Origin of the sequence: Caldalkalibacillus mannanilyticus JCM 10596 (assembly GCF_000615945.1) — a bacterium.
Classification (GTDB): domain Bacteria; phylum Bacillota; class Bacilli; order Caldalkalibacillales; family JCM-10596; genus Bacillus_AT; species Bacillus_AT mannanilyticus.
Map to the genome: position 1 here is coordinate 50427 of NZ_BAMO01000002.1, position 25994 is coordinate 76420.

The 25994-nt window shown below is 40.4% G+C and carries 26 protein-coding genes and 4 pseudogenes; 27 read left to right on the forward strand and 3 right to left on the reverse strand.

The features are described from left to right. Positions 1–381: 381 nt before the first annotated feature. Positions 382–687, forward strand: a complete 306-nt coding sequence (locus JCM10596_RS01345) for an NIPSNAP family protein (protein ID WP_025025598.1) — start codon at positions 382–384, stop codon at positions 685–687. Positions 688–1062: 375 nt separating this feature from the next. Then, positions 1063–1686 (forward strand): hypothetical protein, encoded by a 624-nt coding sequence (locus JCM10596_RS29895; RefSeq protein ID WP_234410368.1) that lies wholly within the window; start codon positions 1063–1065, stop codon positions 1684–1686. A 260-nt stretch (positions 1687–1946) separates the two neighbouring features. Here JCM10596_RS29895 and JCM10596_RS01360 read toward each other — a convergent pair whose 3' ends face one another. Next, entirely contained in the window at positions 1947–2792 is an 846-nt protein-coding gene (locus JCM10596_RS01360; protein WP_025025600.1) for an MBL fold metallo-hydrolase, read from the reverse strand. A 112-nt stretch (positions 2793–2904) separates the two neighbouring features. Between JCM10596_RS01360 and JCM10596_RS01365 the strand changes: the two genes are divergently transcribed. From JCM10596_RS01365 to JCM10596_RS01395, 6 genes are all read left to right on the forward strand, one after another. Continuing rightward, positions 2905–3696, forward strand: a complete 792-nt coding sequence (locus tag JCM10596_RS01365; RefSeq protein ID WP_025025601.1) for an endonuclease/exonuclease/phosphatase family protein — start codon at positions 2905–2907, stop codon at positions 3694–3696. A gap of 151 nt (positions 3697–3847) precedes the next feature. Continuing rightward, on the forward strand, positions 3848–4174 hold the full coding sequence (locus JCM10596_RS01370) for an ArsR/SmtB family transcription factor (protein ID WP_025025602.1): 327 nt from the start codon (positions 3848–3850) through the stop codon (positions 4172–4174). Positions 4175–4214: 40 nt separating this feature from the next. After that, positions 4215–4730 (forward strand): SRPBCC family protein, encoded by a 516-nt coding sequence (locus JCM10596_RS01375; RefSeq protein ID WP_025025603.1) that lies wholly within the window; start codon positions 4215–4217, stop codon positions 4728–4730. Between the two features lie 232 nt (positions 4731–4962). After that, positions 4963–5487: a redoxin family protein gene (locus tag JCM10596_RS01385; protein ID WP_025025604.1), complete on the forward strand. Its 525-nt coding sequence runs from the start codon at positions 4963–4965 to the stop codon at positions 5485–5487. A 3-nt stretch (positions 5488–5490) separates the two neighbouring features. Beyond that, on the forward strand, positions 5491–6177 hold the full coding sequence (locus JCM10596_RS01390; protein ID WP_025025605.1) for a cytochrome c biogenesis CcdA family protein: 687 nt from the start codon (positions 5491–5493) through the stop codon (positions 6175–6177). Positions 6178–6197: 20 nt separating this feature from the next. Next, on the forward strand, positions 6198–6698 hold the full coding sequence (locus JCM10596_RS01395) for a FixH family protein (RefSeq protein WP_025025606.1): 501 nt from the start codon (positions 6198–6200) through the stop codon (positions 6696–6698). Positions 6699–6786: 88 nt separating this feature from the next. Here JCM10596_RS01395 and JCM10596_RS29390 read toward each other — a convergent pair whose 3' ends face one another. Then, positions 6787–6957 carry a hypothetical protein gene (locus JCM10596_RS29390; RefSeq protein ID WP_159102292.1) on the reverse strand — a complete coding sequence of 57 codons (171 nt, stop codon included), beginning with the start codon at positions 6955–6957 and terminating at the stop codon, positions 6787–6789. A gap of 401 nt (positions 6958–7358) precedes the next feature. Here JCM10596_RS29390 and JCM10596_RS01405 point away from each other — a divergent pair, with 401 nt between their 5' ends. The 19 genes and pseudogenes from JCM10596_RS01405 (at position 7359) to JCM10596_RS01500 (ending at position 24381) form a co-directional block, all read left to right on the forward strand. Then, positions 7359–7664 (forward strand): hypothetical protein, encoded by a 306-nt coding sequence (locus JCM10596_RS01405; protein ID WP_025025608.1) that lies wholly within the window; start codon positions 7359–7361, stop codon positions 7662–7664. A gap of 208 nt (positions 7665–7872) precedes the next feature. Continuing rightward, positions 7873–8514, forward strand: coding sequence for a hypothetical protein (locus JCM10596_RS01410; protein ID WP_025025609.1), 642 nt, complete (start codon positions 7873–7875; stop codon positions 8512–8514). Positions 8515–8530: 16 nt separating this feature from the next. Next, complete coding sequence (locus tag JCM10596_RS01415) at positions 8531–9034, forward strand: hypothetical protein (protein ID WP_025025610.1); 504 nt, start codon at positions 8531–8533, stop codon at positions 9032–9034. A 306-nt stretch (positions 9035–9340) separates the two neighbouring features. After that, a pseudogene (locus JCM10596_RS31090) lies at positions 9341–10413 on the forward strand (pyridoxal-phosphate-dependent aminotransferase family protein). A 217-nt stretch (positions 10414–10630) separates the two neighbouring features. After that, the gene (locus tag JCM10596_RS01425) at positions 10631–11587 is read left to right on the forward strand and encodes a sugar-binding transcriptional regulator (RefSeq protein WP_025025611.1); all 957 of its coding nucleotides are present in this window, start codon (positions 10631–10633) and stop codon (positions 11585–11587) included. A 117-nt stretch (positions 11588–11704) separates the two neighbouring features. Next, entirely contained in the window at positions 11705–12148 is a 444-nt protein-coding gene (locus JCM10596_RS01430; protein WP_025025612.1) for a transcriptional regulator GutM, read from the forward strand. Positions 12149–12182: 34 nt separating this feature from the next. After that, positions 12183–12694 (forward strand): annotated as a pseudogene (srlA, locus tag JCM10596_RS23220) (PTS glucitol/sorbitol transporter subunit IIC). An 11-nt stretch (positions 12695–12705) separates the two neighbouring features. Next, positions 12706–13728 (forward strand): PTS glucitol/sorbitol transporter subunit IIB, encoded by a 1023-nt coding sequence (gene srlE, locus JCM10596_RS01440; protein ID WP_025025613.1) that lies wholly within the window; start codon positions 12706–12708, stop codon positions 13726–13728. Positions 13729–13792: 64 nt separating this feature from the next. After that, positions 13793–14155, forward strand: coding sequence for a PTS glucitol/sorbitol transporter subunit IIA (locus JCM10596_RS01445; RefSeq protein WP_025025614.1), 363 nt, complete (start codon positions 13793–13795; stop codon positions 14153–14155). A 24-nt stretch (positions 14156–14179) separates the two neighbouring features. Then, positions 14180–14961 (forward strand): annotated as a pseudogene (srlD, locus tag JCM10596_RS23225) (sorbitol-6-phosphate dehydrogenase). 218 nt (positions 14962–15179) lie between these two features. Further along, positions 15180–16079 (forward strand): mechanosensitive ion channel family protein, encoded by a 900-nt coding sequence (locus JCM10596_RS01460; protein WP_025025615.1) that lies wholly within the window; start codon positions 15180–15182, stop codon positions 16077–16079. A gap of 229 nt (positions 16080–16308) precedes the next feature. Then, positions 16309–17759 (forward strand): annotated as a pseudogene (locus JCM10596_RS23230) (PTS fructose transporter subunit IIC). A gap of 113 nt (positions 17760–17872) precedes the next feature. Further along, positions 17873–19831 (forward strand): BglG family transcription antiterminator, encoded by a 1959-nt coding sequence (locus JCM10596_RS01470; RefSeq protein WP_025025616.1) that lies wholly within the window; start codon positions 17873–17875, stop codon positions 19829–19831. 93 nt (positions 19832–19924) lie between these two features. Beyond that, complete coding sequence (locus JCM10596_RS01475) at positions 19925–20377, forward strand: fructose PTS transporter subunit IIA (RefSeq protein ID WP_025025617.1); 453 nt, start codon at positions 19925–19927, stop codon at positions 20375–20377. 12 nt (positions 20378–20389) lie between these two features. Further along, positions 20390–21340 carry a mannose-6-phosphate isomerase, class I gene (manA, locus tag JCM10596_RS01480; RefSeq protein WP_025025618.1) on the forward strand — a complete coding sequence of 317 codons (951 nt, stop codon included), beginning with the start codon at positions 20390–20392 and terminating at the stop codon, positions 21338–21340. Between the two features lie 20 nt (positions 21341–21360). Continuing rightward, complete coding sequence (locus tag JCM10596_RS01485; RefSeq protein WP_025025619.1) at positions 21361–22134, forward strand: Cof-type HAD-IIB family hydrolase; 774 nt, start codon at positions 21361–21363, stop codon at positions 22132–22134. A 28-nt stretch (positions 22135–22162) separates the two neighbouring features. Next, positions 22163–22582, forward strand: coding sequence for an SMU1112c/YaeR family gloxylase I-like metalloprotein (gloA2, locus tag JCM10596_RS01490; RefSeq protein ID WP_025025620.1), 420 nt, complete (start codon positions 22163–22165; stop codon positions 22580–22582). Between the two features lie 14 nt (positions 22583–22596). Continuing rightward, positions 22597–23082: a hypothetical protein gene (locus tag JCM10596_RS01495; protein WP_025025621.1), complete on the forward strand. Its 486-nt coding sequence runs from the start codon at positions 22597–22599 to the stop codon at positions 23080–23082. Positions 23083–23271: 189 nt separating this feature from the next. After that, complete coding sequence (locus JCM10596_RS01500; protein ID WP_025025622.1) at positions 23272–24381, forward strand: stalk domain-containing protein; 1110 nt, start codon at positions 23272–23274, stop codon at positions 24379–24381. Between the two features lie 58 nt (positions 24382–24439). Here the strand turns inward: JCM10596_RS01500 and JCM10596_RS01505 are convergent, their stop codons facing one another. Next, a complete protein-coding gene (locus JCM10596_RS01505; RefSeq protein WP_025025623.1) occupies positions 24440–25897 on the reverse strand; it encodes an aminotransferase-like domain-containing protein in 1458 nt (485 codons plus the stop codon). Positions 25898–25994 lie beyond the last annotated feature (97 nt).

Here is a 25994-nt window from a genome sequence, read left to right on the forward strand (position 1 = left end):
AGTGCTTTAGTTGAACAAGAAAGGGATTGCCGTCCATGGCAACCTCTGAACTGAGGGACTCCGAACTACATATAACAAAAAGTTCACGCTGCGCCGCTGAGATGTATATACAAAGAAGTCAGAATCATGCGACACATCTCTTTTGCTAACCGAGACTAAATGATAGAGCCTAACATAAGAGCTATGTAAGGCTCTATCATTCCTGTAAGCTCAAGAGCGTCGTGAACACGAAACGTTATAAGAAATTCGGCGTAAAGGGTGCGGCCGTCCATGGCCGCATTTTGAAAGTTTTATTTCTACAACAAATTGTATTTTTTCTATCACCGGATTGCAGGAGAATTTTAATTTAGTTAAATATTAATAGATTATAGGAGGATTGAAATGGTTACATGTTATTTAAAATATATTATTGACCCTTATAAAATAAATGAATTCGAGGAATATGCTAAGCTATGGATACCATTGGTTAATAAATTCGGTGGAAATCATCATGGGTACTTTCTCCCGCATGAGGGGGCCAATAACATTGCATATGCATTATTCACTTTTCCTAGCTTGAAGGATTATGAAGAGTATCGGCTAAAAATAGTAAATGATGGAGAGTGTATAAAAGCATTTAAGTTAGCAGAAGAGACTAAATGTATTCTCAGTTATGAAAGAAGCTTTATGCGCCCTATATTAGAATAAACGAAGGATTGAAGAAAAGTGAGTATGATTAAAGGTAATCTTACTTTTTATATCATTTATTTACTAGGCATAGATAAACAAAAAGGGGTTGCCATTCATGGCAACCTCTGAACTGAGGGACGCCGAACTCCATATAACAATGTATCTACGCTGCGCCGCGCGGGGGCGGCTTGGTCGCTGGATACCGAAAGGCTTAGAAGCAACTCAGCGACACATTCTCTTCGCTAACCGAGCCGGCATCCATGAGCCTAAGTTAAGAGCTAACTAAGGCTCATGAATGCCTGTAAGCTCATGGGCGTCGTAGATACGGAAACGTTATCTGTCATAGTCAATATTATAATTTTGAGGGTGAATTATATGGGGTGGAAAAATATAGTGATTGAAGGGCAATGTTTTTTTGAAGATGAGGGTAATGATAAAATTCCAAATTGTTGTTCATATGGACCTGGAGATGTGGGAGTTCACTGTATGACATATGAAGATGGTAAGTATTGTCCATATTTTGGTTTCAATAAAACAAGAGCTACTGTGGTATTAACTGGTGGAAATGGTCAAGAAGTTGAATATAATACTTTTTGGACCAGTATCTCATTATCAGTTGAGGAGTGGATTAAGAAAGAAAATGAATGGATAAAAAGATGGGCAAAGATTATTAATCAAGATAAAATTTATCCTAAACTCGATAAGTACTCAGTTTGGATTGAGTCTGAAGAAATAAATGATTTGGAAAAATATGATAACAATACTGATGTTATAGTCAGATTTGATGACGGATCAAGATGGATAGCGTCATTCTTTACATATGAGAATCTAAATACTATAACCAAGAAGAATCATAATTCTGGTGAACTTTTATTTGGGAAGTATTTCTGGTCTAGTGATATGATATTTATCGATGAAATTAGTAGACAAAGAATTGAAGAAGTAATTAAAGAATTACTGGACAACCATAATGTCTTTGTTAGGGTGTTTTCAAGATGTATTGACTACGACAGATAACAATGTTTTCACGTTACGGCTGTCGCTTTGGTTTGCACGAGGGATTCCCGGGAAGTAATTCAGGCAAACACATCCTGCGAGCCTAAGTCTGTCGACCCGCCCAGTAGAACACTGGGCTTAAGGCTCTCGGCGCCGTGAACACGAAACGTTATCCGAATTTCATGCTTGTTAGCAAATAGTTTATTCAAAAGAAGAGTAGAACATCAATACCCGAGATGGTTATTTATCTACTCGAACGTTTATTATTTTGCGTAAATTCCTTAGTTTACATACTTTCCGAAATCAGGCTTGGCAATGTCATCAAAGTTTTTAACCAATTTTGCTAAGTTTTCTGTTAATACTTCACCAGCCATGGGTAGTCCATGTCCAGTAACGGCGACAGTTGGTTTTAATGCCGCTAACCTACTGACAGATTCCTTGGCAGCCTTCCAATCTGTAGTCAAATATCTTGGAGGACCACTGATTTCTTGTTCTTGTGTTATAACCTTATAGAGATACTCTTGTTTAACTGTAACAAAAGCATCTCCCACGATTAGAGCTCTGTCCTTTTCCCTAAATAACGAAATATGACCTGGGGTATGTCCAGGTGTATGAATCCACTTAAACTCTGGGATATGAGGTACAGATCCATCGGAGGGTAATGGCTTAACGTTGTTTCTTAAATTGATGGGTTCATTAGGAAACAGCGGTGACAGTTTAGCAACCATGCCCCCTTCAACAGTTGGATCTGGTTCTGGATAGCTTTTTTTTCCTGTTAAGAAAGGCATTTCTAACTCGTGTGCATATACAGGTATATTCCAGTGTTCTACGAGTTCAATAATGGCCCCCACATGGTCAAAGTGACCGTGTGTTAAAATAATGGCCTTTGGGGGATTGTCTGTTCCAAATCTATTTTCAATAACTGACACAATTTCTTCTGCTGAATAAGGCATCCCCGCATCAACCAATACAAATTCTTTTGTTTTGGGATCACCAATCAAGTGAATATTTACGATCTGTATGGTGTAGCTGAAAAGGTCTGATAATACCTCTATACCCCTACCACTTTGAATAGATGTTGCTGGGATGTACTTATAGTCACTACCGTAATTCATTTCCTTGTCCACAAATCTCTCCTCCTATATCATTAAATTTGACTATATAGTTCCCTATAATTTTCGTTTTTAACGACTAACAACGTGTTAAAGTTACATAAAAGTCTTTGGAGGTACTAAAAAAATGAAATTACTAACACTCAATTGTCATTCTTGGCAAGAGGAGAACCAAATCGAGAAAATTCAGTACCTAGCCCAAACTATTAAAGAAAAATCATACGATGTTATTGCACTGCAAGAGGTAAGCCAACTGATCAAGGGAGAATATGTCGACAGACAGATAAAACGGGATAACTTTGGATACGTATTATTGGAGGAGCTTAAAAAGCTTGGTGTAAGCGACTATTCTTTTGTCTGGGACCTCTCTCACATAGGTTTTGAAATATATGAAGAAGGATTAGCTATTTTAACAAAGCACCCCATAATAGAGCCATACTCTTTTTTCATATCTAAAGCTACAGACAAAGAAAATTGGAAAACAAGAAAAATTGTCGGAGTGAAAATCAATTATCATAACAAACCTATATCCTTCTATTCATGTCATCTAGGGTGGTGGAAGGATGAAGAGGAACCTTTTAAGTACCAAGCAGATCAGCTTCTTCAACAGATGAATAGTGATGAACTGTTTTTTTTGTTAGGGGACTTTAACAACAATGCTTATATAAAAGGAGAAGGTTATGATTATTTGTTGAGCAAAGGGCTTTATGATTCCTACCATCTCGCGAAGCAAAAAGATGAAGGAATGACTGTACAAGGAAAAATTGCAGGTTGGAATAATAATACTGAGGACTTACGAATTGATTTGATCTTAATGAACCAGCCAGTTCAAGTTGAATATTCGCATGTCATCTTTAATAACAGCAATAAAGCAGTCATATCAGATCATTATGGAGTAGAAATTAAAGTTGTCATCTAGGAACGGATTTTAATATTCCTTGACAGGAATATTCCTGATAGTGTATATTCGGATTAAGCAAAGAAATACGTAGTACATTTAGATGTTGTCGAAGGTCGAGGAAATGGAATCTAGTAAGGAAGAAAAATGAAACGTTGGGAGATGATTCAACATGAACATACAAACCTTTAGTGCTCTAGCTGAGCCCAACCGTCTGAATATCGTTGAGCTACTGCTAGAAGGACCTCTTCCAGTGGGGGATATCGCCAAGAAACTGGAACTGAACCAACCTCAAACCTCCAAGCATCTTCGCGTCCTCTGCGAGTCTGGCCTCCTCGAGGTTCAGCCGGTAGCGAATCGCCGAATTTATAAGATAAGACCAGAACCACTTCAAGAACTAGATCAGTGGCTCGACTCCTACCGTCGATTGTGGGAATCAAGGATGGATAAGTTGGATGATTATCTAAATGTATTGCAGGGCAAAAAAACATTGAGTTAGCGTCTTGAAAAATTCAAAAAACGCTTTGGGGGGATTTGTCATGTCAAAAAACGAAATGATTTCAAGGGTAGAGAACGATCGGGTACTGGTTTTGGAGCGAGTTTTCGATGCGCCGCGCGAGCTTGTATTTAGTATGTTTAAAGAGGCTGAGCATCTCAAACATTGGTGGGGACCGAACGGATGGGAGCTTCCAGTCTGTAACGTCGACTTTAGACCAGGTGGTGAATGGCACTATTGCATGAAGTGTGTTGACCGGAATCAAGGTGAATTTTATGGAATGGAATCATGGGGCAAAGGAATTTACAAGGATATTAACGAGCCGGAAATGATCAATTACACCGATTATTTCTCGGATGCAGAAGGTAATATTAATACGAATATGCCTTCAACCGAAGTCACATTAGAATTCGTTGAACTAGATAGAAAAACAAATCTCATTAACCGAGGAGAATATGTTTCTGCGGAGGCTCTCAAGACTGTTATGGACATGGGAATGATACAAGGTATAACTGAAACTTGGAACCGACTAGAAGAACATCTCAACAAAATCAAATAAAGGCTGTAAGAAGCTTTGAAAAAAGGTTGATCAATAGGATCAATCTTTTTTTAATCCTTTAGATCAATTAATTCATCATTCTTATAGGATTCATGTGCGGCTTTAATTGCTTCAAGATAAAGGATATTCATCGTTTCGTCACAAAAATAGCCCTCTTGAGTCATACTGAAATTGCTATTCCTCTTCTAAAATAGATAGAGCTTACATTCAAAAATGATGGGGGGTAAATGAAATGAATAATACCATAAGGACGATCATCCTAGTAGCGGTGTTCATCGGGATTGCTGTCTTTGCCTATTTGAATTTCTTTAGCAGCGATGAAAGTGGAAAGGTGAAGGATATAACAACACTCGAACATATAGACGGCGGGGAGAGCATAGATTTAACAAATTACTTGGGGAAAAAGAAGCTTATTCTTCATTTTGTAGCTGTGCCTTGTGATTGCTGTAGTTATACGATTCCATACAACAAGGAGTTAGTAGCTGAACAAGATGAAATTGAGGTTGTGACCGTCGTATTTAATGGAAAGAAAAGCACCATTCGAAAAAAGTTTGAGGAATATAATCTAAATTACCCTTGGGGATTGGATCTAGATAAGAGCATTTCCAGTCATTATGGGGTTTCCACTTCACCGACCTACGTCTTCTTTGATGAAGAAGGAAATCATCTGGGGAATTATCCGTATGTGATTTCAGATAAGGAAAATCTCATTCAAGCCTACCAAAGTGCATTGGATGAATTTCAGCAAGGTAAATAATAGATGACAGTGACATTGGCTTTTATTTCGGGGTTGCTATCCTTTCTGTCCCCTTGTATTATCCCTTTAATCCCTAGTCATTTAGCTATTATTAGTGGAATTTCAGTATCTGAGTTGAAGAATAACCACTTTTCTCGGCAAACAATCTTTTTCCGTACCTTTGTTTTTGTTTGTGGTCTTATCGTCCCGCTGGTTTTAATGGGGATGTCAGCTTCATTAGTAGGCGAAGTGCTTTCTAAGCACCAGAGCATGATCTCGAAGATTTTGGGGTTTATTGTCATCTTTTTTGGATTGCATTTATTGGGGCTTCTTCGCCTAGATGTTTTACAAAAAGAATATCGTTTGGATTCATTTTTTGCAGGGAGATCAGGGAATATCAGTATTTTCATGATGGGATTAGCTTTTGGTTTTGGTTGGACCCCATGTGTAGGACCATTCTTAGGCTCGACTCTGATTATGGCTAGCCAGAGTGAAACCGTTTGGCAAGGGGGACTGTTGCTCTTCATCTATGGCATAGGGCTCGGAGTTCCTTTTATGATCATAGGATTGCTAAGTTCTTTTGCTCTTAAATACCTGAGTAAGTGGTCTAAATATACGAAGGGAATTTCCATACTCAGTGGGATTTTATTAATCATCATTGGTCTGCTTATTGTGACAGATCAGCTTGTGTATCTGAATCCGTTTGGATAAATAATAGGAGGAAAAAAGAAATGTTAAAAAAAGGACATATCGTACTATTATTAGTGATGGTACTTGTAGTTAGTTTAATAGGTTGTAATAACGTGAAAGAAGATGCTGTAGGTGAAACAGAGGAGGCTCCTCCAGTAGTAGACTTAGCTAGTATTAAAGTAACACTTGAAACTGCTGCTCAACCAATCGAAACGGGAGTTATGACGCCTTATGTTGTTTCGTTGGCAGATGAACAGGGGAATCCTGTAGAAGTAGATTCTGTCCATTTCTATATGAATATGGAGATGATGAATCATCCAACACAAGGAACCATGCAAAAGATGGAAAATGGAAAATATGAGGTTGAATTGCCTTTGGCGATGGAGGGTGAATGGTATACGATTATTACCTTAACCAAAGGGGAAGAATCAACTGAAATGAAAGAATTTAAGGTTCAAGCAACGGGAGAAAAGTTTATGGAATACATGAAAGGCTATGATGCTGATCAACCAGATGCGGAGCAGGGAAAAATGCATAACTAAATGAGAAGGTAAAAAGGTAAAAATGATGAAATAAGAAGCGCCCAAGTCTGTACCAACAAAAGCTGGTACAGACTTGGGCGTTTGTCTATTAATCGATAAACTGCAAATATTGAAGCATTCGTTTTAATACTACAGTGCTTTGAGCACGTGTAGTAAGCTCTTTGGGAGCAAAAGTCGTTTCGGTGATTCCCTTAATACACTGCGCTGTCAGCAACTGAAGAACTAACAATAGTAAGGAGAATATTGCTTTTTTACACATCTAGTTATCTTTTTATATTGCTAAACTTATAGTCAATTGCTACAATCTGTTACAGGTGTAAAAAAATGTTCATAAGGAGGTTTGTGATTTCGAAAAAAAGATAATTTTTTCATTTTTTCTCAGTATATTGTTGGTGTTTGAAGCTGTAACTATATTTATACTGAATAATAGTTTTGGCAACATAGTTCCTATTTCAAATTTAATTAAAGTGGCTATTGCTCCTATTTTTCTGTCAGTATTAATTCTCTTTGTAAAAGTCAAAAATGTAGGAGCATTTAAGTTTTTCATTTTCATTCAAGTTATACTGCTATTATTAATACCACTTATTTACTATTTCTCTTTAACAGGTAGAATTAAATTATTTTAAAACAAGGAGTGTTGCATTATGATTTTAAAAAATAGTGTCTATTGTTTTAGCAACTTTACTAATACTTACAACTATTAATGTTCACAATTTAGTTCAAGCTAATGATAATGTACAAGGAAGTATAGATGAAAGCAGTTTTAATCTTAAAGGTGAAAGCTTTAAAATAGAAGCGGTAGAAAAAAATAATAAGGAAGGAAAATATAAGTTAGAGTATGAAGGAGTAGTTGAAACTATAATAGTAGATTTTGAAATTTTGAAACTTTGGATTTTGAAATATCGGAAAAAGCTATTTGTAAATACAGCCCTAGGAGAGATATGTGAAGTAAGTAAGATGAAGTAAAATCACAAGATTTATTGGATAGAAGAAAACAGTATAAATTATACTTTTTTTAAAAATAATGAAATAAAAATGTATGATATCACGTTTATATATTAGGAAACGTAATGCTTTAAAATGGATAGGAATAGAAAAATATTTCACTACAATGAATTTAGTTTAAGCGCGCCCAAGAATGAGCTAAAAGATAATTCAAAGAGGAGAAGGTAGGATGAAAAGTCGGTATACCCTAGCAAGCATTATAGGTATTGGAGTCATCTTTTTATGTCTGATGATTGCTCTGCCATTGCTTAATGGTGAAAGTGGATTTCTAAGGACAGCTCAGTCTAATCAGCAAGTACATGCTGAAACGATGAGGGAAGAAGGGGAGGCAGGAGAAGAAGCAGATGCAGAAGCTAAGACTAAGGAGCTGGAAGCCCTTGCAAAAGTGTGGGCATATGCACTGCAAACACGTGACGGAAAACCTCGATTTGACATGATGTCCGATCAGGCAAAAGAAAAGTTTATCCAAGAGCAGATCATCAGAGCGGGGGAAGACTGGAACTATAATATTGGTTATTCTAGTCCTTGGGTCGAGGAATTTAAGATTGAAGTGAACGAATGGACAGCGACGATTACTTATTTAACTCGTACAAGTGAACCTGCCTATTACTACTCAATGGAAACGGTTACTTTTGCAGAGGAAAAGGATAGCTATGTTGTCGCCAACTATGATACGGTTATTGATGCCGAAAAGCTGACCGATGACATACACTGGGATTTAGATACTGGAACGGCAGTATTGGAGAATAAATGGCCGATCCTCCTGTCCGAATTAGACCAATCCAAAGGAAGGTTATCTGCTATCAAGTAAAGGGATCTATAGTAAAATGGTGGTGCAATTAAAAGACAAAGTTCGATTCTTTCCAAACTGGGAGCATTCGGTGAACAGAGATGCTGTATTCGTCTATCAAGATGTGACTCAGGATGGAAAACCAGAGCTCATCACAATCCTTACTGTAGCTACAGGTACGGGGCTAAATATAGAAGAAGTGCATGTGTTAGATTCTGAAACCTTAGAGGAAATGAATATAGAATCTAGTCTGGATTATATTCAGCAGCATGTTACTTCAAAGGTTACACCAGAAGAAATTGAAATCATCGTAAATAACAAAAATTACTCTTACTCCACTATGGAGGAAGTGGGAGATTCACCATGGTTATTTGATGAGATTGCTTTTGGAAGTATTATTAAGTATGAGATTGATCAGCAGGGATTGAAGGTTCATGTAACAGGTCAGGTATCGGCGGGTGGATTTATTGGTAACATAGTTCTAACATATGAATATAAGGATGATATGTTCAAGGTGAGTAAAATAGAGTTCGAAAAATAGAATATCACTCATAAATGATTTGTGGAGCAAAAATGCTGTGTTCAGTGTGGTTGCTCTTTTTGCTTTTGTCATACAACGAAGGAGTTAAAAAGATGGATAATAATAGAGAAGATTACTATAATTAAACATATGTTTGAAAAAAGTGGTCATATTACGTTCAAGTAGTCTAAGTAGTGATTTAAATAGAATGGATGAACAACTCTTAAGTTTTTGTTGACTCAAAGTAGGAGGAAGAAAATGATGTACACTCAAACTGAATCATCAATGCAAGTATCGCAGAGGATTCTTCTCTGCCCAGGACCGGTTATGGTTTCCCCTCGTGTGAAAGCAGCTCTTTTACATGATGATATTGGGCATAGAGAAGAAGAGTTTTCTGAATTATTATCACGTTGCAGATCAAAGCTGAACAAAATCTTTGGTGTAACAGGAAATTTGTATACAAATGTGATCATTTCTGGATCAGGGACTTCGGCGAATGAAGCCATTCTATCTTCATATGGTACAGACAAACGGTTGCTCCTCGTGTCCAATGGCGAGTTTGGTGAGCGATTAATGGATTTGGCTCATTGCCATCAATTGGAATATATCCCTCTACGTTTAGATTGGGACAAACCTATAGATTTACAAGCGGTAGAATGGGTGCTTAGCACAAATCAATATGATGCTATTATGGTTGTCCATCATGAAACATCGACAGGCATTTTAAATCCAATAAGAGAAATTGGGGAGCTTGCAGCTAGATGGGGGTCGATTTTTTGGTTGATGCAGTGTCCTCTTTAGGGGCAGAGGAGCTGTCTGTTGAAGAGTATAACATGACCTTCTGTTCATCTGCTGCGAACAAAGCGATAGGTTCTCTTCCGGGGCTTTCTTTTGTTTGTGGGAAAAGGAGTGCTTTTGAGCAATTAAAAGGATTGATTCCGCGAACAAAATACTTAGATTTATATCGCTATTATGAGTATGCGGAAGGGTATGTCCAAACACCGAATACTCCAGCGGTTTCGCTATTTTTTGCTCTGGATGAAGCCTTAAGTGAGCTTCTTTCGATGACGGTAGACAAGCAGATTCAACATTATGCGAAGCTGGCAAAAATTTTGCGTCAGGGACTGAAGGAACGAGGCTTTTCATTTGTGGTGGAGGAAGAATATATGTCTAGTGTATTAACCTGTATCTATTATCCAGAGGGGATTGATGTGGAGCTGTTTCATCATCTGCTAAAAGAACAACATTATGTGATTTATCAATGCAAAGGCCCCTTACAAAATAGAGCTTTTCAAATTGCCAATATTGGGGCGATCAAGCAGGAGCATATCTATGGGGTACTCAATGCCATTGATGGCGTACTCAAGGTTTGTCATAAAAATAGGAACGTGTTGGTGTGAAAAAGTATCTGAAAGGATGCTTTTTTTATTTGAGAAAATTGACCTTTATGTTATTTTCAGATATTTCAAATGAAATGATTGACTAAGAGTAGAGATGGAGATATACTAATCTTAAATAAAGCACATAATATCATACGTTGCACAAATGTGCAAATGAGTATAAGTGATCAAGAATAGTAACAACAAATCTAGAAGATGAGGTAAGGGGGGGGACGTCATGCCCAATTGGGAAGAAAAACGCTTACTGGTGAAGATCGCAAGAATGTACTATGAATTGGATATGACTCAGAATGAGATTTCGAAGGCGTTAGGAATCTATCGTACGACCATAAGTCGGTTGCTCAAAAAAGCAAAGAAAGAAGGAATTGTTCAGATTCATATTGATCGTTCCTTTAGTGAAGTTTTTGAACTTGAAGAGCAGCTTGAAAAAGCATTTCAATTGAAGGAAGTGATTGTGGTTCCCTCCAATCATGCACAGACTTCCGAACAGAGAAGAAGGGAACTCGGCTCAGCTACTCTTCAATATCTTAATCGCATCATGTCTGATCAGGATAAAGTGGGTTTTGCTTGGGGCAAAACATTAGCGAGTATGGTAGATGAATTATCTGAGTTTAAACCCAGAAAGGCTGATTTTTTTCCGCTAGTAGGAGGACCCGGAACCCTAGATAGCAAGTATCATGTGAACACGATTGTCTATAATCTGGCAAATGCTTTTGGGGGTACGGCTCATTTTATCGATGCGGCGGCTGTTGTTGAAAAAAAAGAAACAAGAGATGATCTCTTAGCCTCCAATTTCTTTAAAAAGATTCTTGATCTATGGAATGAATTAACCATTGCTGTTGTGGGAATCGGTGCGCCTCTAGCCTCTTCTAATATGATTTGGACAGGTTTTTATGGAGAAAAGGAGATAGAGGAGCTAGACAAATTGAAGGTCGTTGGTGATATCTGCTCTAGATTTATCGATGTCCACGGGAATATTATGCGATCCGAGATTACAGATCGCACCGTTGCAATTGAACTTGAAAGGCTTAGAGAATTAAGCTATTCAATCGGTGTGGCGGAATCATTAAATAAAGTTCCTTCAATCTTAGGAGCATTAAGAGGAAAATTCATCAATGTGCTGATTACCGATGAAGTGACGGCTGAGGAAATCATACGCCAAGCAGAAGAATGAACAAAATGAAAGCGTAAGCATTGCTGCTAGAATAACAAGCTATGAAGCATGTGGAAGCAGATGCTGAAGCATAGAAGGAAATAAGCAGGCGAGTAGAGCAGAAGGAGGAGAAAAGCAATGTTCATCTATATCATTCTTTTGATTGGAAGTGCCTGGTTACTACAGAGCTTTTTGGGCTTCTTTCAAATCAAAAATTTTAATAAACATTTTAGCCAACTAAGAAGAAAAGGAAGAGTCGCCATTGGGAGGAAAAAAGGCTTCTTTAGGGCAGGAACGGTTATTCTTATTGCTATAAATAAAAGCAACCAGATTCTCGAAGCCAAAAAAATGCAGGGAGTGACTGTATTTTCTCGAGTAAAGCCCCTAAGAGGATTAGATGGCAAGAATTTGCTGAAGCTTACCATGCAGGACTTGCACATCTATGATAAATTAACGGTTGCTGCCATTCAAGATGCGGCAACGAACCTTAAAATTATCTCTAAAGGAGGTGAGGTTCCAATTCAGAAAAGCTTGTTTGAAAGACTTGTACAAAAAACAGAAGTGAAGAGAGGGGTGAACTAGTGTGGAGTACATTACAACGCTAGCAGATGGGTTTATGAACTTATTTGAAAGAGGTGGAGAGGTCTTTGTTTCTCTTGTAACAGGAATCGTCCCCTTGTTAATTTGTCTTTTGGTGGCGATGAATGCGCTTGTCCGTTTTGTCGGAGAAAAGAGGGTCGAACGTCTTGCCTCGAAGTCGGGGAAAAATGTAGTGGCTAGGTACTTATTTTTACCAACTGTAGGGACGTTTTTCTTTGCCAACCAATGACGTTATCACTAGGGAGATTTTTACCGGAAAAACACAAGCCAGGCTATTATTCAGCCGCTTCGTTTTCTTGTCACACACATAATGGTCTGTTTCCACATGTTAATCCGGGAGAATTATTCGTCTTTTTAGGAATTGCTCAAGGGATTACAGCATTGGGTTTACCGATTGCTGAACTGGCGGTCATGTATTTTCTAGTGGGGGTTGTCACAAACTTTATGCGTGGTGTTGTGACGGACTGGACGGTTGCTTACGTGTCAAAACAACAAAATGTTCAACTTAAAGATACGGTTGAGCTATAGGGGGGAGAAACATGCAACACAACTATCAATCTGCAACAGTATACGCAGGAGAAGGTGGTTTTGGAGGACCGTTAACCATTACAGTAGATGAAAAGAAAAACAAGATTGTCTATATTACCGGTGGAACAAAACCAGATATCGCTCAAAAACTGGCTGAACTCACAGGGGCTGAGCTGATTGATGGATTTAAAACAAAGGTTCCAGACGATGAAACGGCCTGCGTCATTATTGATTGCGGGGGGACATTACGCTGCGGGATCTATCCACAAAAGAGAATTCCCACTATTAATATCATGCCTACTGGACAAAGTGGTCCCTTAGCCAAATTTATTACAGAGGACATTTACGTTTCAGGAGTAAGGGTTGAGAATATTACAGCCAATGAAGGGCAAAAAGCAGAAAAAAATAGCGCTTCTGTCGGCGAAACAGAAACGCAAAAAGAAACAAAAACTCAATATAAGTATAGCACGGATAAAAAGATAAGTGAACAGCAGAAGCCAAAAGGGCTAATGGTGAAGGTTGGAATGGGAATGGGGAGCATTGTCAGCACGCTCTTCCAAGCTGGTCGAGATACGATTGATACAGTATTGAAGACAATCCTTCCTTTTATGGCATTCGTCGCGATGCTGATCGGGGTTATCCTAGAAACTGGAATAGGGGATGTATTTGCCAATTTCTTATCTCCTTATGCTGGAACATTACCGGGCTTGCTGCTCATTTCAGTTGTATGTTCTTTCCCGTTGTTATCCCCTTTTTTAGGACCGGGAGCAGTAATTGCTCAGGTTGTCGGAGTGTTGATTGGAGTGGAGATCGGGCAAGGTAATATTCCTCCACACCTCGCACTTCCAGCCCTTTTTGCCATCAACTCACAAGCCGCAGCAGATTTCATTCCTGTTGGTTTAGGGCTAGCGGAGGCAGAAGCCGAAACGGTTGAGGTAGGGGTGCCGGCTGTCCTGTACTCTCGCTTCTTAACCGGTGCACCGACGGTTTTTATCGCATGGCTGGCAAGCTTTGCTATTTATAAGGATATATAGGAAGGTTGTCTAAAGGAAGTAGTAAAGAGATGACTAAGAATTTTATACAAAGCAGGTGGATGAGATGAGTAAAGTATATTTTTCAAATGTAATAGGGATCGGAGCCATGGCTCCTTCCTTTTATGCCGATAAAATGATCATTCTTTTTAAAAGTGATGCACCAGACGAACTTAAGGAATATTGTATCATCCATGAACAGAATGAGTTAAATGGTGAGATTCTTGTTGGAGATCTATTTAAAATTGGAGAGAGTGAATATAAGGTAACAGCGGTGGGCAGTGCGGTTAACCAGAACCTTGGTGCGCTAGGTCATATTACGATTCGTTTTAATGGGAATACAGAAGCCGATTTGCCGGGAACGTTGTGCTTAGAGGATAAGGAAATAAAAGAAATAACCGAGGGTGACATTCTACAGATTGTACGATAAAAAAATAATAGGAGTGGAGAACCTATGAGTGAAACAACTAAAGTAGCGATCGTAGCGGGTGGAGGGCAAAGTTTAGGAGAGGCGCTTTCATTACGCTTGGCGGAGGAAGGATACCAAGTATCTGTTGTCGATATTGATGAGGGAAATGCCCAACAGGTGGCGGATGAGATTCAAGAAACCTACAATAGTAAAGCAATCGCTGTAAGAGCGGATCTAACTAATGAAGCGGATGTAGCTGCTATGGTTCAAAAAACGGTTTCGGAATTTGGTAAAATTGATTTACTCGTCTATAATGCAGCTATGCCAAAAGTGCAAAAATAAATGAATTTGATTTATGTGCGTGGGAAACCTCCATGGCGGTAAATTTAACAGGTTACTTCCTATGTGCGCGAGAGGTTTCTAAGGTCATGATTAAACAGGGATACGGAAATATTATTCAAATAAACTCAAAATCAGGAAAAGTGGGGAGCAAGCATAATTCAGGCTATTCAGCTTCGAAGTTTGGCGGAGTGGGACTGACACAAAGCCTAGCCTTGGATTTAGCTGAGCATAATATTCGAGTCAATTCGATTATGCCTGGAAATCTGTTAAAGTCCCCCATGTTTCAAAGTCTGATTCCACAGTATGCCAAAAAGCTAGGAGTATCTGAGGATCAGGTAGAACAAGTTTATATTGATAAAGTCCCTTTAAAAAGAGGGTGCACCTATGATGATATTGCCAATGCTGTCATTTTCTACGCTTCAGATAAAGCAGCTTATTGTACAGGGCAATCTATCAATGTAACAGGTGGTCAGGTTATGTTTTAATATGTCGTGATGCTATTTCTTGAAGTCATTGTGTTGATCTTGCACAATGACTTCTTTTCTTTTAAGCTGGAACTTATAGAAATTGGAGCTTAGGGAAAACAGAAGAGATTGAGGATTTTCCTTTCCAGCGGAAGTACGTTAGAATAAGCAATAGATAGAAAACATGAAATACTAAATAGAAACATATACTAGCTTTAAATCATTTAAGGAGGAGCACCATGGAGTGGTTATTTACACAGGAATGGAGCTACTACACCTCAGCAGATTTTTGGTGGCCCATCGTATTATTAGTTCTAAATAAATCTGGTATTATCCTAACTATTTTTTTCTTTACTTGGCTGGCATTGAAAGTTCGAAATATCATGATCAGACGGATTTTTCATTTTGCTAGATTAGCAGAGAAACAAAAGAAAACGCTGGAATCTCTTTTGCTGTCGCTGACAAGATATATTATTTTTATCATTTCCTTTCTGATGATGTTAAGTAATTTAGGAGCGGAGGTAGGTCCTATTATTACTGGAGCTGGAGTGGTAGGATTGGCGATTGGCTTTGGCGCTCAGACGCTAGTAAAGGATTTAATTACGGGATTCTTTATTATCTTCGAGGATCAATTCTCAGTCGGAGATTTTGTTAGTATCAATAACGGTCAGATTACAGGAACGGTTGTTGATGTGGGCTTGAGAGCTACGAAGATTCGGACATGGGCACAGCACGTTGTCGTGATCCAGAATTCAGAGATTACCATTAGCCAGAATTTTAACCGTGAACGAATGAGGGCGATTGTCAATATCACGGTTCCCTATGAAACAGAGCCAGCACTGGTTGAAGAAGCCGTTAATACAGTTTCTTCGCATTTAGTTCAAACCCAAAAGCATTTATTTTTACAAAATGATCAGGGGCAAGTCATGGAGCCTCCGCAGTTATACGGAATTACGGATGTTGAAAATAATGCTCTAGGAGCGAAGTATACGGTGATTAGTCTTGTTCGAGATGAACACTATTTTACGGCATGTAAAGAGATACGAAAGGACTTAATCCAAGAACTAAAGAATAAAGGAATCAAGATCGCCTACCCAAGACGTGTGGAGTTACCAGAGAAGGATTATATGACTAATTAACACTAGGGACAAAATACAAATGAACAAAATACAAAAGAGTAAAAAACAATGTGATGGCTGTCGCATTGTTTTTTTTTTTCGACAAAGATATACTCATTACCGGGACTTCCGGAACATAATTGTCCTTTTCTTTATCGCTTGATCAGATAAGATAAAGATAAGAAAGGGCTTTCATAAAAGTAAGAAAGAGAAGGTAGATTCAAATCAAAATGGTGAGGAGGAACAAAAAATGAAGCTATTAGCGATTACCTCATGTCCAAATGGAATTGCCCATACGTATATGGCAGCCGAAAAGCTATCTAAAATGGCATTAAAAATGGGGCATGAAATGAAAGTAGAAACACAGGGCTCCATTGGTGTGGAAAATGAACTAACAGCAGAAGAAATTCAGCAAGCAGATGGCATCATCATTGCCGCTGACAAACAGGTAGACATGAGACGCTTCCGTGGAAAAAAGGTGTGGATCGCCTCTGTATCAGATGGAATAAGACATGCCGATCAACTGATCAAAAAGTTTGAAGACGGGGAGGTTCCCATCTATGGACAAGGTTTGGAGAAGGAGAAAGAGCTTCGTTCCATAGATGAGGTGAAAACTGAGCGGAAGCAGAGCCAAGCTCCTTTCTACCGGAACCTGATGAATGGCGTGTCCTACATGATTCCTTTTGTGGTGGTAGGTGGTCTGTTGATTGCCCTAGCCTTAGCTGTAGGAGGACAACCAACCGCTCAAGGATTAGTGATTCCAGAGGGTTCGATTTGGAATGCTGTGCTGGATGTGGGAGTGGCTAGCTTTACCTTCATAGTTCCAATCCTTGCTGGCTTTATTGCTATGAGTATCGCTGATCGTCCAGGACTGGCTCCGGGAATGATTGGAGGATACATTGCCGCTAACGGAAGCTTCTATGGAAGTGAAGTGGGCGCAGGCTTCATCGGTGGAATTATTGCAGGGTTTCTAGCGGGGTATATCGCCAAGGCAATTAAACAGATCAAAGTCCCTCCTATGATTCAACCCATCATGCCCATTCTGGTCATTCCCTTAACTGCATCGCTTTTGGTTGCTGCAATCTTTATTTTTATTATTGGTCAGCCGATCGCAGGATTAATGGAAGGGCTAACAGCATGGTTGAATAGCATGCAAGGAGCAAGTAAGGTCATGCTGGCTTTGATCTTAGGTGCCATGATCGCTTTTGATATGGGAGGACCCGTGAATAAGGTCGCCTTCTTATTTGGAGCGGCAATGATTGGAGAAGGACATCCTGAAATTATGGGGCCTATTGCTGTAGCCATTTGTATTCCACCGCTTGGTCTAGGCTTGGCGACATTGTTAAATAAGAAGAAATATATTGAGGAAGAGCAGGAGCTGGCAAAGCCGCCCTGGCTATGGGGATGGTTGGCATCACTGAGGGAGCGATTCCTTTTGCAGCTCGAGATCCATTTCGCGTCATTCCAAGCATTATGGTTGGTTCGATGGTCGGAGCTGTGATTGCCATGATAAGCAATGTCACAGACAATGTTCCACACGGAGGTCCCGTTGTTGCTGTTTTCAAAGCGGTAGGCAATGTTCCTATGTTCTTTGTAGCAATCCTAGTTGGGATGGCAGTGACAGCTCTATTAGTCAACGCATTAAAGAAAACAGTGAGTGAGGATCTTCATGATCAGTCGGATCTCCAAAAGGGAGCATAGAACGTTTGATCTTTACCGCAAATTGCGGTAAGGATCTTGGCATTTTCAAGGAGAATCCTACATTACAATGAAAGGGGATTGAGGCTCTTGGCTTCTTTCGACGGTGGCTCAGGATGAATGCAAGACAAAAGCAACTGCTCATCATGTTGTTGAAGGCAAAGGGCTATCTTTCAGGGACTCAGCTGGCTCAGGAACTAGGCTGTTCAGAGAAGACGATTCGCAATGACTTGAAGGAGTTGGACAATTGGATCGAGTGTCACGAGAGTGCTGTGCAGATCGTTCGTAAGCCTAGTTTAGGTGTTGTAGTAGAAGGAACAACCACAGAGAAGGAGCACTTACTGGCTCATCTGCCCTCTGTAGATGAGGATGATTTGTCCCAAGATCGCCGTAAGCTAGAAACACTTAAGCTATTGTTAACAACAGATAAGCTAGTCACGATGAACCAGATTGCTGAGAAACTATATATTAGTAAGTCAACAGTAAACCAAGATCTTACCCATATTGAACGATCGATTCAAGATTTTTCCTTACACATGATTCGCAAACCTAATTTAGGAATTAGGGTACAGGGTCCAGAGGAGGGCTGGCGCAATGCCCTTTCCAAGGTGGTAGAGCACATGGCGAACCACCCTGCTTATCCGATTACACCAGAGCAATTAAAGATGCTTGAGGATGTTCTTCATCCTTACGAGCTTGCCTTAATCGAAAGGGAAATTCGCCGGCTTGAGCAAGTGCTGGACTTTCCTTTCACTGATCAAGCCATTACCAGCTTGACCATTCATCTTGCCATTGCTATCAAACGATTTAAAAAAGGGCATAGCATCCAGATGCCAGAGCAGCAATTAGAGCAATTAAAAGGAAAAAAAGAATTTTCCTTCGCCAAACAATTAGCAGAAGCTCTGGAAAAATGGCTAGCCGTCAAGATTCCTGATGATGAAGTTGGCTACATGACCCTCCATTTTCTCGGAGCAAGATTACGTGTGGATCAAATTGTGTTGAAGGAAGGGCTCGAAAGCTCTCTGGAAAAAATCGATCAAGAATCCCTCACTTTCGTTAAGCTGCTGCTAAAACATGTTTCTCAAACCATCGATGCTCGTATTGAACAGGATCAGGAGCTGCTTATTGGCTTGGGGATTCACTTTCATGCCACATTAAATCGCTTGCGGCATGGATTAAGTATCTCTAATCCTATGATAAAAGAAATTAAGCAAATGTATCGCTATGTTTTTGAAGTCCTTCTTTCTTTCATGCCCGAGATTGAAAGAAAGGTAGGTATTGCTATACCAGAGGATGAAGTGGCGTATCTTGTCCTGCACTTTCAAGCCTCGCTTGAGCGTTTGCAATGTCTGAATCGAGTCAAAAGGCGTGCTCTCATTGTTTGTGCCTCAGGTGCAAGCACTTCCCTTTTGCTGGAGGCGAAGCTGTCCTCCCTGTTCCCCCAGCTAGAGATCGTCGGGGTAAGTGCTGCCTTTCAGATTCAACAAAAAGTAAAAGAACTTCAACCTGAAGTGGTGATCAGTACCCTTCCAGTAGAAGTGGGCAGGGTTCCCCTGATGATTGTGAGCCCACTGCTCCCTAAATACGAACAAAAAAGACTGGAAGAATTCCTGCAACATGTATCTACCCCGAGCCAAAATCAGGAGAGTCGCTATAAGGTGCTAAGGGAGTATATCATGCAGGATCAGGAGCTTGTTTTTATCGATCCTCCATGCTTAGAACGCTTGGCAATCATTGACTTCTTAGCAGAAAAACTATATCAAAAAGGCTGCGTAGAAGAAGCCTATGGACGGCTGGCAAAGGAACGAGAAAGGCTCTCTTCTACTTATATTGGCGGAGGCATTGCCATTCCTCATAGTAAAGTAGAGCTGATTAAAAAACCTGCAATTGCTGTGGCGAAATTGAAAAAACAAGCAGACTGGGGCGGTGACTCAGTAGGGGTGGTCTTTATGCTGGCACATAATCTGCAAGATCCTGAAAAAGTAAAAAAACTGTTTCAAGAGCTATCTACTCTTTCAGAGGACGAGGAGGTTCTAGAGCAGTTAAAACGAGTCACGAGCCTCAGGATTTCCTAGCATCTCTGCCCTAGTGGAGAGGGGCAGGGAGAACAGAAGCACATGAAAACATGGAGAGTAAGAGAGAAACCAATAATGTGAGGAGAATGTACCATGCTATTAACTCAACTATTAACTGAAGAACTCATTGAACTAGAGCTAAAAGGAACGACCAAAGAAGAGATCATGAATGAGATGATCGAGATGATTGACCAGGCGGGTGTATTATCCAGTAAGGAAAAATTTAGAGCAGCCCTGATGAAGAGAGAAGAGGAAGGCAGTACAGGAATTGGTTTTGGCATTGCCATTCCTCATGGCAAGACAGAGGCTGTACAGAGTGCCAGGGTTGCCTTTGGAGTGAAACGGACAGGAGTAGATTGGGAGAGCTTGGACGGAGAAGCTGCCACTCTCATTTTCATGATTGCAGTACCTGAAAAAAATGCTGGGGAGGAGCACTTAAAAATTCTTCAGCTTCTATCTCGCAAATTAATGGATGATGATTTTCGAGAAAAACTGTTGAAGGTGACACGCAAGGAAGAAGTGAGTCAGTTATTTGAAGAGATGTAGGGGAGAAACAAGATGAAACGAGAACCTATTTTTCTAGAACCAGTATTTAAGGAGCGGATTTGGGGAGGGACAGCTCTAGCGGATGGTTTTGGTTATTCAATTCCCTCCCAGCGTACAGGGGAGTGCTGGGCTATTTCTGGACATCGCAATGGAGCAAGCATTGTCAGAAGCGGGGAGTATCAGGGGATTTCACTGGATCAGCTCTGGAACACACACCCTCTTTTGTTTGGTCATTATCCTTCAGACTCCTTTCCTTTGCTTACAAAAATCCTCGATGCGAATGAAGATTTGTCTGTTCAAGTCCATCCCGACGATGAGTATGCTACACTAAATGAAGATGGGGAAAAAGGCAAGACAGAATGCTGGTATATTCTCGATTGTCGGGAAGGCGCTGAACTGGTTCTTGGGCACTATGCTCAGACGAAAGAAGAGCTATTGGAGCGTGTCGCACTAGGTCAGTGGGATCAGTTGTTACGCAGGATACCGATTCACCCGGGTGATTTTTTTTATGTGCCAAGCGGAACTGTTCATGCCCTTTGTGCAGGGACTTTGGTACTAGAAACGCAACAAAGCTCCGATACAACCTACCGCCTCTACGATTACGACCGCCTGGATCATGCAGGGAATTCAAGAGAATTGCATCTGCACAAAGCGCTGGAAGTTATCACGATCCCCCATCAGGATGCTGTTTCTTTTGGACATAAACAACCGATTGGAGCAGGAGAACAGACTCAACTTGTCGAAAGTCCCTATTTTAACGTGGTGAAATGGTCAATTCAAGGAACCGTTTCACTGGAACAGAAGCATTCCTTTATGCTGGTTAGTGTGTTAACAGGTGAAGGGATGATGTATCAGAATCAATCACTGTATGAGCTTAAGAAAGGCGATCATTTCATTCTTCCCCACGGCTTTGGACAATTTGAACTTACTGGAAGCTGTGAGATGATTGTATCTTACCTTTAAAGGAGAGATGGAGAGAAACCATGACGTATAAGATTGTTTTCTTTGACATTGATGGAACGTTGGTTGATGAAGAAAAGAGAATTCCAGAGGATACAAAAGAAGCGATTAGACGCTTACAGCAAACAGATACCATTGTAGCAATTGCAACAGGAAGAGCGACTTGGCAGTTAAAGGAGATCGTACAGCAGCTAGAAATTGACTCCTTTGTCTGCTTTAATGGCGCGTGTGCCATCTATCAAGGAGAAACCATATTTGAAAAATATATTGATGCCCCCCTCCTTACCCTACTAGAAAAGCGTGCTCAGGAGAAAAAGCATCCCTTAGTCTATATGAATCATGATGAATATTGGACTAATATGGACAGACATCCCTATGTAGAAGAGGCATTTGCCAATTTACGAACCGGGTCCCCTGCTTTTCTCCCCGAATACAGTAAAGAGGCGTTGGTCCATCAAGTGATGCTTCATTGCCCTGTGGAGGAGGAAGAAGAGTATCATCAATTACATGAAGAGTTATGCTTTGTACGTTGGCATCCCTATTCCATGGATATCCTGCTGCGAGGAGTCACCAAAGCAAAAGGAATTGAGATGATGCTACAGCATCTAGGCATTTCTCCTGAAGAGGCGATTGCCTTTGGTGATGCTCTTAATGACCGTGAAATGCTAACGTATGTGGGCATGGGGATTGCCATGGGAAATGCCTTGGACGAAGTGAAAAGCATGGCCAATATGGTCACTCGTCCCGTTGATGCTGGAGGAATAAAATACGCTTTAGAACAACTGCACTTGATATAACGGTAGGCAAAAGGAGTTGAGAGAGCAGGTGTTGATTAAGAAGATTCATCATGTCGCCATTATTTGCTCCAATTATGAGATTTCTAAGTCTTTCTACGTGGATCTTCTAGGAGGTTCGATCATTCAGGAAACCTATCGAGAGGATAGAGAATCCTATAAATTAGATATACGGCTTGGAGATAGTCAAATCGAACTATTCTCCTTTCCCAATCCTCCAGAACGAGCCAGTTACCCAGAAGCCAGAGGCTTACGGCATCTAGCCTTTGAAGTGGATAATGTAGAAGAAGGGGTTGACTATCTAAAGAGCAGAGGGATCGATGTCGAACCGATTCGTGTAGATGCCCTAACAGGAAAAAAGTTCACTTTTTTCTTCGATCCAGATCGCTTGCCGTTGGAATTATATGAAACAAAAGGTTCAGCTCTTTCGTTAGAGGTTATAAGGAAATAGAAGGAGTTGAAAGGATGAGCTTTCGAAAATATTTTTATGTAATGGTCATATGTCTTCTGATATTTTGTGTAGGATGTACGAACCAAATTCTTCTTCACGAGGCGCTGCCAGAAGAGGAGTTTCCACCTGATATCTCAGGCTTTGTTGAAGTAAATGGAGAGCAAACGGAAATGAGGCAAGGAGGATTTAAATGGGAGAGAGGCGATCAAGTGGTGATGACAGATGCCGCTTCTCCTCTCCAAATTGCTAAAACATTTGAAGCTATTGTACTGCCCCCGCAAAGTGAACTAACCATTCATTTAGAAGGAAATTCAGGCATAGAACTTTATGTATGGGAAGATGAGCATAGAGGGAATAAAATACCTGTACGAGAGGGAAAATTTACTGCTCCTGAAGCCCCAGGACATTATGTATTTGAAGCAGTTGCTACATGGTCAAAATGGGGGAAGGCGAATGCTCGTGGTGAGGTTTCTTATACTTTTGTGGTGGAAGTAGAGTAAGGGTGAATAAAAGTTAAAATAAGAAGAGAGTACAAAGTTCACTATTCATAATCTATGCGGTACTTAAAGTGCTCGTCGACTCTAAGTTGCTGTCTATTATAAAAAAATCCACACTCCCTGCAACAAAATAAGAAAAGCCACCGTTTAATAAAGTAGACTTCCATTAGAGAAAAAAGGAGTGTACAAGAAATGAAAACAAACAAAAAAACCATGATAGCCACTGCCATTCTAAGCGTGTCTATCTTATCCTCATCCATTTATGCGGTGGCTGCTGAGAGTAGAGGAGAGAGTGCAGAGCCTGTTACGAAAAAAGAAATCAGTGTCGAAAGCCTATACAACTATATTAAAGTTGAAGGTGTTGTCAAAGAGATTAGAGATCAAGAGGGAACGAAATCATTGGTTGTGGCACAAAAAAATTCAAACCTTGAAACGATTTTTACTCTGAACAAGGATGCAATCATTTTAGATCAGGGGACAGCGGAATTTATCACTAAGCCCCAATGGGTAGAAGGGATGACCATTGAGGCATTCTACAAGGATAATTTACCATTACTAACGATTTACCCAGCGATTATTCCTCCAGATTTAATTCTAGTGAAAAATGATAGTACGAACAGCTCCGCATTAGTATCTAGATTCGATAAAGAGTTGGTTAGTGCAGACAAAAGCCTAAAATTAAATATTAACGAAGATACTCAAATTATTGACCAATTTGGGAATAAAGTAGAGCAAAAGAAAGTAAGTGAGCATCCGGTCGTTGTTTTTTACACCATAGCGACCAAAAGTCTCCCTGCTCAAACAAGTCCAGAGAAAATCATTGTTCTAGTTAGTGAGGAAGAGAAAGAGAAAGAAGTAGATGTGGATGCAGGTGTAGAAATAGATGTAGAAGTAGATACAGATACCGTAGTAAAACAGCCTAATGATCATGTGATCAAGGATGCATCTAAATTGGAATACATCGTCAATAATGAGAAAATCGTAGCTCCTTCTGCTTATATAAATGAGCAAAATGTAGTCATGGTTCCTCTTCGTCCGATTGCGGAGGCGTTAGGGCTTAGAGTAACGTGGGACGGTAAACAAGGAAGTGTTATGATCGGTAAGGGGACGGCATCACTACAAATAGGCAAAGATAACTATACGTATATGAAAACAGCTCCTATCCAATTAGGGACAGCACCAACGATCAAAGAGGGAACAACCTACGTGCCTTTACCATTTTTTAGAGAAGTGCTAAAGATGAATAATGCCTATGTATTTGAAGGACAGATTGTGGTCAATAACGAAGAAAAAATGCAGTAATAAATAGCTAAGCAAGAAACTAGATCCCTTGTCAGGGTTGTCTAGTTTCTTGCTTTTTTCACTGTTTCCCCATCATCTGGCGAATCAATTCAGCCACTCGTACAAGACCCGCTTCTATTTCTGCCAAAGAGGCATAGGAGTAAGAAATACGTAAATATTGAGTAGAGTGCCGATCATATAAATGCCCAGGGTTTAAAAGAATTCCTTCGCTTAAAGCTTTTTCAAATAATGCTTGGCTAGAGATAGCAGGAAGAATACGCACCCACAGGTAAAATCCGCCCCTTGGTACGCTCCATGTCGCTATTCCTTTAAAGTGCTTTTCAAGCAGGGCAAGTGTGATCGCTCTGCGATGCTTGAGCTGAGTTCTAATATTCTCCATGTGTTTTTCATATAGTCCACTGGCAAGCCATTCAGCCACTGCCCACTGCGAAAGAGAGCTGGAGCCGTAATCTGTCTGCATTTTGATATCGGCTAGGCGATCGATAACAGGTCGAGGTCCAACAATCCAGCCAATCCGCAGTCCAGGGCTTAAGGTTTTGGACATGCTTCCCAGATACAAGACGAGCCCATTCTGATCATCTGCTTTTAGCGGCTTTGGTGGTGGTGAATCTAACCATAAATCCCGATAGACATCATCTTCTAGAATAGGGAGTCCCTCCTGCTTACAGATTTCTAACAATTGCTTGCGTCTGTCCCCTGACATTAAGATTCCTGTAGGATTATGAAAGCTAGGAATGGTATAAAGGAGGGCTCCGTTGTATTGCTTTTTATATTTGGAGATCAGTGAGGTTTGCACACCCTGCTGATCTAGTGGAAGTCCGAATAATCTCATCCCTGCCGATTGAAAGACATGGACAGAATACAAATAGGACGGCTTCTCTAGAAGAATGGATGAGCCCTTCTGTAATAAGCCGATGGAAATAAGCTGAAGAGCCTGAAGCGCACCTGACACCACTAAAATAGAAGAGGGAGAAGCTTTGATCCCTATTTTTTGCAGGTGTTCAGAGATTTGCTGGCGCAGAAAGAGATTTCCCTTGGATTCTTCGTAGCCAAGAGAGATCATCCGCTCAGGAAGGCGTTGAAAGATCGCCTGTAATTGTGTAGTGGGCAGCAATTCTGGGGCTAGCTCTCCTGTTCCCAGTCGTATCATATGGGGGGTGAATTCGGCTTCATTAATCTCTTGAATGGCGGGAAGATTGGGCCGATACATGCCAGCTTCAACATAGGAGCTCCAATCGGGAGGGGGAGGTGTGGCTAAGAGATTCCAAGTATGGTTGATGACCTTGGTTCCTGCCCCGCTTTTTCCTTCTAACAGCCCTTGAGCGGTTAACTCTTCAATCGCAGTGACAATGGTACTGCGATTCACTCCAAAAGCTTGTGCCAGTGTTCTTTGAGAGGGGATTTTCGTACCGACTGCCCATTCTCCGCTGCTGATTTTTTCTTTAATAGATTCTTCTATTTGCTTGTGTAAGGGTACCGATGAATGCAGGGTGAGCTGCCATTCGTTTTTTTGCATGAAGCACCTCCGTTCGGATGATCGTTATCTTCATTCTAGCAAATGGTTGGGTTAATAACCATCCATTTGGTTGGCGACAAGGACCTGATTCCTTTCT